The 12973-nt window shown below is 50.9% G+C and carries 10 protein-coding genes; 6 read left to right on the top strand and 4 right to left on the bottom strand.

The features are described 5' to 3' along the window. Positions 1-44 precede the first annotated feature (44 nt). From EU557_RS18180 to rpsF, 4 genes are all read right to left on the bottom strand, one after another. Positions 45-2447 carry a GSCFA domain-containing protein gene (locus tag EU557_RS18180; protein ID WP_135531890.1) on the bottom strand — a complete coding sequence of 801 codons (2403 nt, stop codon included), beginning with the start codon at positions 2445-2447 and terminating at the stop codon, positions 45-47. Between the two features lie 225 nt (positions 2448-2672). Continuing rightward, positions 2673-3116: a 50S ribosomal protein L9 gene (gene rplI, locus EU557_RS18175; RefSeq protein WP_135531889.1), complete on the bottom strand. Its 444-nt coding sequence runs from the start codon at positions 3114-3116 to the stop codon at positions 2673-2675. An 81-nt stretch (positions 3117-3197) separates the two neighbouring features. After that, on the bottom strand, positions 3198-3449 hold the full coding sequence (gene rpsR / locus EU557_RS18170; protein ID WP_045687822.1) for a 30S ribosomal protein S18: 252 nt from the start codon (positions 3447-3449) through the stop codon (positions 3198-3200). Positions 3450-3458: 9 nt separating this feature from the next. Beyond that, positions 3459-3833 carry a 30S ribosomal protein S6 gene (rpsF, locus tag EU557_RS18165; RefSeq protein ID WP_135432176.1) on the bottom strand — a complete coding sequence of 125 codons (375 nt, stop codon included), beginning with the start codon at positions 3831-3833 and terminating at the stop codon, positions 3459-3461. Between the two features lie 414 nt (positions 3834-4247). Between rpsF and EU557_RS18160 the strand changes: the two genes are divergently transcribed. The 6 genes from EU557_RS18160 (at position 4248) to EU557_RS18135 (ending at position 12942) form a co-directional block, all read left to right on the top strand. Further along, positions 4248-5594, top strand: a complete 1347-nt coding sequence (locus EU557_RS18160) for a cytochrome c3 family protein (protein WP_135531888.1) — start codon at positions 4248-4250, stop codon at positions 5592-5594. Positions 5595-5753: 159 nt separating this feature from the next. Beyond that, positions 5754-8810, top strand: coding sequence for a TAT-variant-translocated molybdopterin oxidoreductase (locus EU557_RS18155; protein ID WP_135531887.1), 3057 nt, complete (start codon positions 5754-5756; stop codon positions 8808-8810). Positions 8811-8886: 76 nt separating this feature from the next. Then, positions 8887-10347, top strand: coding sequence for an NrfD/PsrC family molybdoenzyme membrane anchor subunit (nrfD, locus tag EU557_RS18150; protein ID WP_245326317.1), 1461 nt, complete (start codon positions 8887-8889; stop codon positions 10345-10347). Continuing rightward, entirely contained in the window at positions 10340-10864 is a 525-nt protein-coding gene (locus tag EU557_RS18145) for a DUF3341 domain-containing protein (protein WP_135531886.1), read from the top strand. Before nrfD ends, EU557_RS18145 begins: the two co-directional genes overlap by 8 nt. Next, the gene (locus EU557_RS18140; RefSeq protein WP_135531885.1) at positions 10864-11598 is read left to right on the top strand and encodes a c-type cytochrome; all 735 of its coding nucleotides are present in this window, start codon (positions 10864-10866) and stop codon (positions 11596-11598) included. The genes EU557_RS18145 and EU557_RS18140 overlap by 1 nt, the downstream gene beginning before the upstream one ends. A 6-nt stretch (positions 11599-11604) precedes the next feature. Further along, positions 11605-12942: a quinol:cytochrome C oxidoreductase gene (locus EU557_RS18135; protein WP_210116080.1), complete on the top strand. Its 1338-nt coding sequence runs from the start codon at positions 11605-11607 to the stop codon at positions 12940-12942. Positions 12943-12973: the final 31 nt, after the last annotated feature.

Raw genomic sequence — 12973 nt, 5'->3', positions numbered from 1 at the left:
AGCCGGGTTTCTAAATCATGCACAATACCAGAATCTAGGCCGCATTATTCACTGGCCTCCGTGCCTTGGTCAGCGGCAGGTTTGCGGCGGGGTGGCCTAGTGCGCTTGGGCGCTGGTGCCTTGACTTCTTCAGGAGCCGGGGTAGGATCTGGAGCGGGAGTTGGCTTCTTACGGCTGCGAGGTGCTTTGGGAGCCGGCGTTGCGTTGTCCGAAGTGGGCGCCGCGGGCGTTTGCTCCGGAGCCGGAGTTGATGCTGCCTTTCGGGTGGGGCGTTTCTTAGGAGTAGGAGCAGCTACCGGCGTCTGTGGCTCGGGCACAACAGCCTCCACGGGCAGAGTAGCTGCCTCCGGGGCCGAAGTGGCAGCTGCCGGCTTGCGTGGAGCGCGCTTCGGTCGTGATTTTGGGGCTGCCGCTGGTTCGGTTACCGATTCGTTAGGAGTAGGAGCACTGGGCGTAACAGCTTCAACGGGCACTTCAGCAGTAGGAGACATGCTTTGCGGCGCAGCGGCAGCAGCAGACTCGGCGGCGGCAGCCACACGACTTTTGGCAGCGTTTCCACGGTTGCGTCCTGCTCCTCCGCGGTTGCGGGTACGGCTTCGTGCCGGAGCGGGTGCTTCCTCTGCCGTTGGAACCTCTGGAGCAACTCCTTCCATGGGCTCTGATACCGGAGCCGCAGATTCTACAGCAACAGGTGCCGTTTCCGTTGCTACTGGTTCCTCTTCTGTATGGGCCGCAGTTTCCTCAGCAGGAGGTACTGCATACAGGGCCGGACGGTTACCCCGGCGTGGTTCCCGCTCCTGTTGCTGGCCTTTCCTCTGTGGGCGATTACGCCGGCGTGAGCTTCGCTCTACTGGTTCAGCCGCGTCTTGTGCATCATCAGAAGCCGACGCTTCTTCCGCCGTAAGCAAAGGCTCTTCTTGAACCACAGCTTCTGGTAGCTCTGGTACGCTAGGCCTGTTCGTCTTACCGAAAAGCTCTGCTTCGGATATATATGTAATGCCTTCGGAGGCCGATGCAGGCTCCGGAGTAGCTTCAATCTTGTCCGCTGAGTCAGCATTAGACTGGCCTAGCGGCGTATCTACTGCCGTAACAGCCATGGCAGCTTCGGCTTCAGCTGCCAAACGTGCCGCTTTGCGCTTACTGCGTTTAGCGCCTCCGCGCGACCGACGCTTCTTCTTGCGCACGGGTGTTTCCTCGCTTTGCGCGCTAGCATCAGCCTCTTCCTCCGTTAGCTCATCTTCCGCCGCATATTCCAACTCAGCGCCTGAGTAAGCTGACTCGTAGGCCTCCTCCGGGTTGGCTTCGTCTGTTCCTGATTCATCAGCTTCTTCTGCCTCAATGAGTAGGCCAGTGCCTTGACTGAGCAGCTCAGCCCTAGCTTGATCTGCTTCCTGAGGTTGATCGTCGTCAAAGAATTCATCTTCCTCATCCTCATCTTCGGGCTCAGGAGCCGGTGGGGGAGGAGGTAAGGGAAGAGCAGCTAATTCTCTTTCTACATGCAGCAGCTCCATCCGCACGTCAGCCTGCGCACTAAGGCGCTGCAGCCGGGCGAGGGTGCCTTCCAGAAATTGCCGATGCTCGGGTGCCGCAATGTGCAAAGGTCGGTGAGCTAATGCCTGCCGAATACCTTCCCACTCTTTTTTGAACCGGCCAAAAGCCGCATCAAAATACGTGCGTGTAAAACGCTCCCAAATGTAGTTTTCTGCTACATCAGAAGGGTGCAGCATGTCTGAAGCATAGAAACGGTAATCCCGCAGATCATCCACCAGCAACTCGTAAGCCGGGAAGTAAGAGACATCGGGTAGCAACTCGCTTAGGTAATGGCAAGCTACACGTAGCATGGCTTTACTTACTGAGCTGAGCGGCAATGTTTCCTTCAAGTGTCGCACTGGGCTTACCGTCAGGATAAAGCGTAAGCGAGGATTTATCCGCCGCAAGTACGCGTGCGTCTCCGCAATAGCCGCAATGATTTCATCTGCGGTCAGAAGCTCTTTATCAAATTTCTCCGCTGGTACCTTATGGCAGTTACTGATGATTTCTTCAGTTTCCCGCAGGCGATACGCATACGCAGTACCCAGCGTCAGCACTACTGCATCAGCAGTAGCCAGGAAAACGCCGGTGTCACGCACAATGCTCTGAATGCGCTGCAGCAGGTCTACTGGCGAGTCGGCGCCAAGGGTGGCATGTAAGTCGTAGCTCTGCCAGCGGCCACGTGCTTCCAGTAAGTGCTGCTGCCAATCCATATCTTCGCCCGCCGCTGCCCGAAGCAATTTGCACGCTGACACAGGATTGAAAACGGTGCCAAAGGGATTTACCAGTGTTGCCACCTTAAAATCTGCTAATCGATTTCCAATAGAATCCGAAAAGCATGAGCCTATCGTCAACACCCGCGCTGAGTGCGGCAGTTGTTGCGGATGAGGCGTAAGTGGTAATTCAGTACGAAACATTTCTCCTTGATACGGCCCTAAAGCGGCCAACGGACAGGCAACCTACTTAACATCGCTCGTTCAACCAAAACCATGCGGAAGCACAGTGAATAGTTGACTAGGTTGTCGGGCATTGAAAAATAGAAATATTCGAAGCATCACTAAGTAGATGCTGATGGCGTTCCAGTAAGAAAAAAAGCCCGGCTACTCAAGCAGCCGGGCTTTCTTATACGTAAGCGGAATAGCTTATTCAGCTACTACGTTGAAGCGTACTTTGTGTTTTACTTCGCGGTGCAGGTCAACCGTAGCAGTGTACTCACCAACTGCGCTTGGCTCCGAGTCAAACGAGAGACGCTTACGGTCAACCTCGATACCCTTTGCTTTCAGTGCGTCGGCCAGCTGCAGAGTGGTTACACGACCGAAAATACGGCCGCTTTCTCCCACTTTAGCAGGAATGTCCAGTACCACATCACCAATCTTGGTAGCAATTGCCTGGGCATCCGCTTTCACCTTCTCGGCTTTGTGAGCAGCCTGACGTACGTTCTCGGCTACAATTTTCTTGTTGGTTTTGTCGGCTAGGATAGCCAGACCCTGCGGGAGCAGGTAGTTACGGCCGTAGCCAGGCTTTACAGTAACGGTATCGTTCTTGTAGCCCAGGCCTTTAACGTCGTCTTTCAGAATTACTTCCATGTCTTTATTGAGTTGCTAGCTGCTGGTTGTTAGTTGTAAGTCGATTGCAAAAGCCCCGACCGACAACTGTCAACTAACAACTTATTTCAACGAGTCGGTTACGTAAGGCATGAGCGCCAGGTGACGGGCTTTAGCCACGGCCTGAGCTACTTTACGCTGGAACTTCAGGCTAGTGCCCGTGATGCGACGGGGCAGGATGCGACCCTGCTCGTTCACGAACTTCAGCAGGAAGTTCGGGTCTTTGTAGTCTACGTACTTAATGCCGTTCTTCTTGAAGCGGCAGTATTTCTTGCGCGTATCCTGCTTGTGGATTTTTTCGTTGGCGAGGCTCATCTTTCTAACTTACTGGGCTACGGCTTCCGACTGTTTTGCTTTCTGCTGATTCATCTCGCCCTTGCGACGACGCTCACCGTAAGCTACGGCGTGCTTGTCCAGAACGGTAGTCAGGAAGCGAATTACACGCTCGTCGCGGCGGAAAGCCAGCTCCAGCGTGTCTACGATGTTGCCCGAACCGGTGAACTCTACAAGGAAGTAGTAACCAGTGGACTTCTTCTGAATTGGGTACGCCAGTTTCTTGAGGCCCCAAGCTTCAGTGTTGATAATGTCGGCGCTATTTTCCTTAAGCACCTGAGTGAACTTCTCGACCGTCTCTTGCACTTGGCTCTCGTTCAGAACGGGAGTCAAAATGAAGACCGTCTCGTAATTTCTTACTTCCATTACGACGGGGTGAAAATTGTGTGAAAAACTAAATGAGGGGGCAAAGGTAATAGGTTTTTGCCTTGGTACTATACTATAAGGATAAATAATTCGCGGAAGAGTTTGTAGCAAGCAATTGATAGTCAGTTAGCAAAACTTTCTTCTTCGTTGTAGAGTTGCAATTCTGATACCTATTAAAAGAGGTGTGCGCTGAGAAAGTAGGAGTAGGAGCGAAGCAGAAGTGTCTGAGAGTAGGAAATTGCATTGACCTGCTGAAAGCGGTGGAATTGTCATTGTCCATAGCTTTTTAGACTAATTCTAGACTATCGCCAAAGGGCGAAAATTAGCAGAAGCGGGTTTGTTCTCTGCGTTTCCCGACCTACATTTGTGGCCTTGGAGCACCCCCGAGTTTCTTTTTCCCCGTCAAATTGTGCTATGAATAGCATCCGACTTCGTTCTCTTCCTCATCTCCTTCTTGCTCTGTTTCTGACGCTTGCTGCCTACGGTCAATCCCTGGCACAAACGGTAGGCTCGGCTCCGGCCGTGAGTAAGGAAGGTGTAGCGCCCGACGCTACGGCTGGCGCAACTGCTGCTACAGCCACTGCACCCGCTGCCGGTGGTGGCGATGCCGCTGCCATTGCGGCCGGTGATGCCTTGTTTAAAGGTAACTGTGCCCAGTGCCATGCGGTGAACGACGTAGTGGTAGGCCCGGCGCTAGCCGGTATTACCAAGCGTCGTCCAATGTCCTGGATTATTCCATGGGTAAAGAATTCAAGTAAAGTTGTTGCCAGTGGTGATGAATATGCTGTGAAGCTTTTCAATCAGTACGGCAAGCAGCAGATGCCCAGCTTCCAGCTGTCTGATCAGGAGATTACCTCTATTGTTGCCTGGGTAACTTCGCAGGAAGGAAAAGCTACTGGTCCTAACGACAATGCGAACGGTACCAATATCGCTCCTGGCGATGGCAGCAAGACTCCTGGTGATGACGCTGCTGCTGGTGCAGGAAGCTATATGAACGTACTACTGATTGTATTGGTAGTAGTGCTCATCGTGCTGGTAGTTACGCTGGTTATCATCGCCAACATCATGAAAGACGTGCTTCGCGGCCGTAAGGACCTTGATGGTCGTGATGTTGAAATCATTGAGCAGCGCTTCGACTACTCGAAGATTTACAAGTCTACTGCTGTTCGAGCGATTGTTGGAGTGGTATTCGTTCTGGCAGTACTGTATGAGTCGGTGCAAGGTGCTATGGGTGTAGGCCTGCAGCAGGGCTATCAGCCCACCCAACCAATTGCTTTCTCGCACAAGCTGCATGCTGGTGAAAACCAAATCAACTGCGCATACTGCCACACCTCAGTATATAAGAGCAAGTCAGCTAACATCCCTTCGGCTAATATCTGTATGAACTGCCACTCGCAGGTTAAGACGGAGTCGCCTGAGATCAAGAAGATCTACCGTGCTATTGAGCGCAAGCAGCCAATCCAGTGGGTTCGTATTCACAACCTGCCTGACCTGGCATACTTCAACCACTCCCAGCACACTCAGGTAGGCGGTATTGAATGCCAGACTTGCCACGGCCCTATTCAGAATATGGAGGTGGTTTACCAGTACTCTCCTCTGACCATGGGCTGGTGCATTAACTGCCACCGCGAAACTCCTCTGAACACGAAAGGCAATGCCTACTATGATAACCTCGTGAAGTTGCATGATACCAAAAACGGTGCAGTTCCCTTTACGGTATCGTCGAATGGTGGCACTGAGTGCTCGAAGTGCCACTACTAATAGGTCAGTAAGATATCAGGCGCCTAGGATGTTGCTCTAAACAACCTAGGCGCCTGAATCAAGAAGCCTTAAGCCTTTAACTAAGCCTTAAACTTGCGGACTAAGCGGGGCAACAAAGCCGAAACCCCAAGTCCCCAAGACCCTAAGTCCCCTAAACAAATGCAAGAGTCGCCTAAGTACTGGAAGGGAATTGAGGAACTGGAGAACTCACCGGAGTTCATGAAGAATGCACTCACTGAGTTTGCAGACTTCCTCCCGGTGAAGGAATCTCATGGTGCTTCGGATGCCACGGTGGCCCCCCGCCGCGACTTTCTTAAGCTCATGGGCTTCGGCATTGCCGCCGCTACCCTCGCCAGCTGCGAAACCCCCATCAGAAAGGCAATTCCCTACCTCAACAAGCCAGAAGAGGTGGATCCAGGAATTGCAAACTTTTATGCCTCCACGTTTTTCATCGGCCAAGACTATAACAGCATCTTGGTAAAAACTCGTGAAGGCCGCCCAATTAAATTTGAAGGCAACCCTGAATCACCTATCACACGTGGTGGCCTGTCTGCTCGTGCTCAGGCTGCAGTTCTAAGCCTGTACGATGGTGGTCGTCTGCAGCACTTTGCCATTAAGAAAGGCAACGAGCACGTTAAGTCCGACCGCGACCAAGTTGACCAAGAGGTTCGTGCTGCTTTAGCTAGCGCAACTGGGAAAATTGCCATCGTTTCTCCAACAATCATCAGCCCTTCTACTAAGAAGGTTATCGCTGAATTTGCTGCACGCTTCCCCAGCACGGAGCACGTGATGTACGATGTTAACTCGGCATCTGGCTTGTTACAGGCAAATGGAGGAGTGCTTCCTTCGTATGATTTTAGCAAGGCACGTACAATCGTAAGTGTTGGTGCTGACTTCTTGGGTACTTGGCTGTCGCCAGTAGAATATGCTCAGCAGTACATCACCAACCGCAAGGTGTCGAGCGAAAAGCGCGAGATGTCTCGTCACTACCAGTTTGAGTCGGCCCTGACTCTGACGGGCTCTAATGCTGACGTGCGGGTAGCTGTGAAGCCATCTATGCAAGGTGAAGTTGTATTGGCTCTATACAATGCAATTATAGGTGGTGGCGCAGCTTCAAGCTACAATGATGAGAGCAAGCAGCTGGCTAAGGCCGTTCGGGACCTAAAGAATGCTCGTGGCGCGGCACTGGTTGTTGCCGGTTCTAATGATCCTGCGGTTCAAACTCTCGTGGCTGCCATCAACCAAACGTTAGGTTCGACTGCTGTCGATGTTGCAGCTCCTTCCATGATTCGTCAGGGAGATGATGCTCGCATGGCTCGTCTGATTCGTGAGATGAACGCTGGGCAAGTAGGAGCAGTGATCTTCTACCACGCCAACCCTGCATACGATCATCCCCTAGCTGAGCAAGTAGTTAATGGCCTGAAGAAGGTTAAGACAACTATTTCCCTCAACGACCGCCTCGACGAAACTGGTATTCTGTGTACATATGCAGCACCAGACCATAACTTCTTGGAATCTTGGAACGATTATGAGCCCAAGCGTGGATCTTTAAGCTTAGCTCAGCCAGTTATCACGCCGCTGTTCGCTACACGCCAGGCACAGGACTCTCTGCTAGCTTGGGCAGGTAATCCAACAACCTACTACAATTACCTCCGCAATCAGTGGAAAGGAGTATTAGGCGGTAACTTCCAAAAAGCATGGGACACCGCTGTACACGATGGAGTTGCTGTTGGTACCGCTTCGCCGGCTCCTGTGGCTCGTGTAGCCGCTCCTCTCGATGTTAATGCCGCTATTTCCGCTATTAAATCAGCTCCAAAGCCATCTGGCATTGAACTCACTATCTACGAAAAAGTAGGTATTGGCAATGGCGCTAACATTTACGCTAATAACCCTTGGTTACAGGAATTACCTGATCCTGTATCTAAAGCTACTTGGGGTAACTACGTAGCTGTGTCTCGCAAAATGGCTGTTGAGCGCAAGTGGGAGCAGGGTGATGTAGTAGAAGTAAGCGCTAACGGGAAATCAATCCAACTGCCCGTATTGATTCAGCCTGGCCAAGCCGACGGAGCCGTTAGCATTGCCTTAGGCTACGGTCGTACTAATGCAGGTAAAGTAGCTAATGGAGTAGGGGCTAACGTACTGCCTCTTGCTTCTATGCGTAACGATGGTATCCTCTATACCAACGTCGTAAACATCAAGGAGACAGAAGCAAAATCCCCAATCGCTCAGACTCAGACGCACCACACAATCATGGACCGCAAGGCCGTGGTACAGGAAGCTTCTTTGGCTGATTATATCAAAGATCCTAAAGACGTAACTGAGTACGAGACTATCTCTACTCCAGAAGGCCCACAAAAGCCTAATAAAGTTTCTCTGTGGCAGGATTACGAGTATAAGAACCACCACTGGGGAATGGTTATCGACCTCAATTCTTGCATTGGCTGTGGCTCATGCGTGATTGGGTGCCAAGTAGAAAACAACGTAGCAGTAGTTGGTAAGCAGGAAGTACTCAACCGTCGCGAAATGCACTGGATGCGTATTGACCGCTACTACAGCTCTGATGCGCACAAAGAGGACTTTGAGACGAAAGGCAAGCTGGACACTTATGAGGCTATGGAGCATCCCTCGGACAACCCAAAGGTTATCTTCCAGCCGATGTTGTGTCAGCATTGCAACCACGCTCCCTGCGAAACGGTGTGCCCCGTACTAGCTACTACGCACAGTTCGGAAGGTCTCAACCAAATGACCTATAACCGTTGCGTAGGTACTCGCTACTGCGCTAATAACTGCCCATATAAAGTGCGTCGTTTCAACTGGTTCTCGTACTACTCTAATGAGAAGTTCGAAACAGTTAACGGTCACATGTTCACTGATCTGGGCCGGATGGTGCTGAACCCCGACGTGACAGTACGTGCTCGTGGTGTGATGGAAAAGTGCTCTTTCTGCGTACAGCGGATTCAGCTCGGCAAACTGGAAGCAAAGAAGCAAAAGCGTCGTCCGCAGGATGGTGAAGTTGTTTCAGCTTGCGCCCAGTCTTGTCCTACTCAGGCCATCGTATTCGGTGACATGCGTGATCCTAACTCGCGTATCTCGCAGATCATGCGTCGTGAAGATGGTGAGCGTGCGTTCCACGTACTTGACACAATCAACACGCAGCCGAACATCACGTATCTGACTAAGATCCGTAACACGGAAGCAGAAGTTCGTAACGCCTAGAAACAGAGCCATAGGGGAGGGCCATGTGGCCTAGCGCTAAATAGCCCTTCCCGTTTACTCCTTTAAGTCTAAACATATGCAGCACGTATCGCCTGTACGGGAGCCGCTCGTAACCGGGGGGAAAACGTACCACGACGTCACCCAGGACGTGTGTCGCCAGGTAGAAGCCGCCCCGAATGTTCGGTGGATGGCCGCCTTAAGCGTCGCCCTTGTTCTCCTCGGCGTATTCTTCTATTCCGTTTATCGTACTCTATGGTATGGTATCGGTGAATGGGGCCTCAACAAGACTGTTGGTTGGGCCTGGGACATCACCAACTTCGTATGGTGGGTAGGTATCGGTCACGCTGGTACCCTCATTTCAGCAGTTCTTCTGCTGTTCCGTCAGAAGTGGCGGACTTCCATCAACCGCGCTGCAGAAGCTATGACGATCTTCGCTGTAATCTGCGCCGCTATGTTCCCAGTACTGCACATGGGCCGTCCTTGGCTTGCTTACTGGGTATTCCCTTTCCAGAATACTTTCGGTTCGCTGTGGGTAAACTTCAACTCGCCCCTGCTGTGGGACGTGTTTGCTATCTCGACCTACTTCACCGTGTCACTAGTATTCTGGTACACTGGCCTCGTTCCTGACTTCGCCACCATCCGTGACCGCGCAAAAGGTCCTATCGCAAAAGTAGCTTACTCGCTGCTGAGCATGGGCTGGAAAGGTTCAGCCAAGCACTGGTCGCGTTACGAAACCGTCTCGCTGATTCTGGCTGGTGTTTCTACCCCACTCGTACTTTCGGTACACACTATTGTATCGATGGACTTTGCTACCTCGGTAGTTCCAGGTTGGCACACGACTATCTTCCCTCCCTACTTCGTAGCAGGTGCTATCTTCTCGGGTTTTGCTATGGTACTTACCCTGATGCTTATCACTCGGGTAGTATTCAAATTAGAAGATTATATCACCATCGAGCACATTGCCCTCATGAATAAAATCATGATGGTAACTGGTTCAATTGTGGGTGTGGCCTACATCACTGAGTTTTTCATTGCTTGGTATTCTCAGGTTGAATTTGAACAATATGCTTTCATCAACCGTGCTACTGGTCCCTACTGGTGGGCGTACTGGTCGATGATGACTTGTAACGTAATCACGCCGCAGCTGGTATGGATCCGTCGGGTGCGCTACAGCATCCCACTGACCTTCATCCTGTCGATCATCGTGAATATTGGTATGTGGTTCGAGCGCTTTGTTATTATCGTTACCTCGCTGCACCGCGATTACCTGCCTTCAAGCTGGGTAATGTTCTCGCCTACTATTATTGACATCGGTATCTATGTAGGCACGATTGGTTTGTTCTTCACACTGTTCTTGTTGTTCGCCAAATTCTTCCCTGTGATCAACATGGCAGAAGTGAAGTCTGTATTGAAGTACACTGTGGATAACGGCCCAACCTATACTGGCCACGATCCTCACCACGCTCCGACTACACATCAACCCTCCACCCACGGGGTTCCGGCTTCGGCTCCTGTAAACTACGATAAGCATGACTAAGCGCTTCGCCCTCGGCATCTTCGACGACGAAGACGTGCTGTTGCACGCTGTTGAGAACGTCCGTGAAGCGGGCGTTAAAATCTACGAGGTTTTCTCCCCGTTCCCCGTTCACGGTATTGACGACGCGCTTGGCATCGAGCGTTCCAGATTGCCTATTGCCGCATTCTTCTTCGGCTTAACTGGATTGTGCTTCGCGCTGTGGCTACAGATCTATACGCTCGGTTTCGACTGGCCTATGATTATCGGTGGCAAGCCGCATATCGCACTGCCTGCCTTCATCCCAGTATCTTTCGAGCTGACGGTGTTTTTCTGCTGCCACGGTATGGTTATAACCTTCTATACCATTAGCAAGCTCTACCCACGTTGGAAAACTCCTGTACTGGATGTACGCTCCACTGACGACAAGTTTGTAATGGCCATTGAGGTAAATGAAAATACCGACATGACTAAACTGTCGCAGTTGCTGCGTGACAACGGTGCTTCTGAGGTGAACCAAAAAGAAATGTCTAAGTTCTAATGACGCATTCGCTGAAAATAACTCTGCAAGCGTCGGCGGTTCTGCTGGCATCGGTGTTCACCACCGCTTGCAACCGCGCCGATGACCCAGGAGTGGAATATGCTCCGGAGATGTACTATTCCATCCCTTACGAGCCACTGAAACAGGAGAGCACCAATAAGGTAAATCCTATGGGTCTCAACATGAGGACTCCTGCCATAGGAACTGTACCTCGTGGTAAGCTCAACTACTTTACGCACATCGGTAAGGATAGCGTTGGCATCGCCGAAAAGACGTTACGTGAGCCTTACGCTTACACCAAGGAAAACCTAGCGGAAGGCCAAACACTGTATACGCGCAACTGCCAACATTGCCATGGTGAACAAGGCGATGGTCAGGGAGCAGTAGGAGTGAAGTTCAAAGGGGTACCTAACTATTCGACGGGTGCCTACAAAACCATGAACGAAGGCCACATCTACCACGTGATTCAATGGGGTAAAGGCCGTATGATGCCTCATGGCTCGCAGGTAAACCCAGAAGAGCGTTGGAAGATTGCCATGTACGTTCGCGTACTACAGTTAGGCAAAGGTCCTGATGGGCTTACTGACCTACTTGCATCCAAAGGCGTTTCAGCCACGGACACTGCTCAGACCACTGAAGCTTTGAATCAGGGCCCAGTAGAAGAGGCTCAGGCTGACAAAGGTTCTACTACACCTGCTCAGGGTGATAAAGCACGTAACGGAACGGCGAACTAACTGGATATGGCAACTCTGACCCATCACGAAAACGTGACGGCTGAATACCTGGAGGTTTCGCCGAATGCACGTAAACGATTTATAACTTTCATTGTAGCTGGCGTAATTCTGCTGGTTATCGGTCTGATTGTAGCTGCAATGGGCATTGGCGCAGAACACCATGAGGGTGCTGCGGCAGCTCATGGCGCTGCCGCTGGCCACGGTGCTGCTGGTCATGAAGGTACTGGCCACCATGGTAGCCCTACTTGGTTGAAGCGCTTAATTGTTAGTCTTTGGCACAATAACGTGTTCTTTACAGGAGTGTCTGTAATTGGAACCGTGTTTATGGCTATCCAATATGTGGCCTACGCCGGCTGGTCTGTATTGATCAAGCGTGTTAATGAAGCCCTTAGCGCATGGGTATTACCAGGTGGTGTTTTAATGGTGCTGATCTTCCTAGCTGGATTGATCAACCATGACATCTTCCATTGGACTCTGCCTGGTATCATGGAAAAGGGTAATGCCAACTATGATGCAATCATTGCTGGTAAATCAGGCTTTCTTAGCATTCCTTTCTACCTAATCCGCACTGTTTCTTATATCGTAATCTGGGTAGTATTTACCAATAAGCTACGTACGCTTTCTCTGCAGGAAGATCTGAACGGCGGTACCGAGTACTTTCACAAAAGCATTACAGCTTCTGCCTTGTTCTTGGTTCTATTCGCAGTGAGTTCTTCTATGTCAGCTTGGGACTGGGTGATGTCTATTGATACCCACTGGTTCTCAACGATGTTCGGCTGGTACGTATTCGCTTCTTGGTGGGTATCTGGTATTGCTGCAACCACACTTATTGTAATCTTCCTGAAGCAGGCTGGTTATCTCCAGTTCATAAAAGAGGGCCACTTGCATGACCTAGGTAAATTCATGTTTGGCTTCAGCATCTTTTGGACTTACGTGTGGTTCTCACAGTTCATGCTCATTTGGTATGCCAACTTGCCTGAAGAAGCTGTTTATTACAATCAGCGTCTGGGTGGGTTCAATGGTCAGTATACTTGGATCTTCTTTTTCAACCTATTCATCAACTTTGCTTTCCCCTTCTTGGTCCTCATGACTCGGGATGCAAAGCGTCAAATGATCATGTTGAAAATTGTGAGCATTGCCATTCTCATAGGTCATTGGTTCGACTTTTATTTAATGATCATGCCAGCAACTATGCAGGCTGAGAATGGGTTTATCATAGAGATTGGAACAGCCTTGATATTCTTAGGATCATTCTTGCTCTTGATAACCAAACGCCTATCACAGGCCTCATTGGTGCCGATCCATCATCCGTTCTTGGATGAAAGTGTGCATCATACGACCTAATCATAGACATGAGTATTGAGAGGTGAGAGGA

The organism is Hymenobacter wooponensis (assembly GCF_004745865.1).
Taxonomy (GTDB): Bacteria; Bacteroidota; Bacteroidia; order Cytophagales; family Hymenobacteraceae; genus Hymenobacter; species Hymenobacter wooponensis.
The sequence above is the reverse complement of the archived record's forward strand: the minus strand, read 5'-3'. Positions and strand labels throughout refer to the sequence as shown.

Excerpts from the sequence above, each read along its gene's own strand:
- rplI (WP_135531889.1), bottom strand. The coding sequence starts at position 3,116 with ATGGAAGTAATTCTGAAAGACGACGTTAAAGGCCTGGGCTACAAGAAC.
- EU557_RS18145 (WP_135531886.1), top strand. The coding sequence starts at position 10,340 with ATGACTAAGCGCTTCGCCCTCGGCATCTTCGACGACGAAGACGTGCTG.
- nrfD (WP_245326317.1), top strand. The coding sequence starts at position 8,887 with ATGCAGCACGTATCGCCTGTACGGGAGCCGCTCGTAACCGGGGGGAAA.
- EU557_RS18155 (WP_135531887.1), top strand. The coding sequence starts at position 5,754 with ATGCAAGAGTCGCCTAAGTACTGGAAGGGAATTGAGGAACTGGAGAAC.
- rpsR (WP_045687822.1), bottom strand. The coding sequence starts at position 3,449 with ATGAGCCTCGCCAACGAAAAAATCCACAAGCAGGATACGCGCAAGAAA.
- rpsF (WP_135432176.1), bottom strand. The coding sequence starts at position 3,833 with ATGGAAGTAAGAAATTACGAGACGGTCTTCATTTTGACTCCCGTTCTG.
- EU557_RS18140 (WP_135531885.1), top strand. The coding sequence starts at position 10,864 with ATGACGCATTCGCTGAAAATAACTCTGCAAGCGTCGGCGGTTCTGCTG.
- EU557_RS18180 (WP_135531890.1), bottom strand. The coding sequence starts at position 2,447 with ATGTTTCGTACTGAATTACCACTTACGCCTCATCCGCAACAACTGCCG.
- EU557_RS18160 (WP_135531888.1), top strand. The coding sequence starts at position 4,248 with ATGAATAGCATCCGACTTCGTTCTCTTCCTCATCTCCTTCTTGCTCTG.
- EU557_RS18135 (WP_210116080.1), top strand. The coding sequence starts at position 11,605 with ATGGCAACTCTGACCCATCACGAAAACGTGACGGCTGAATACCTGGAG.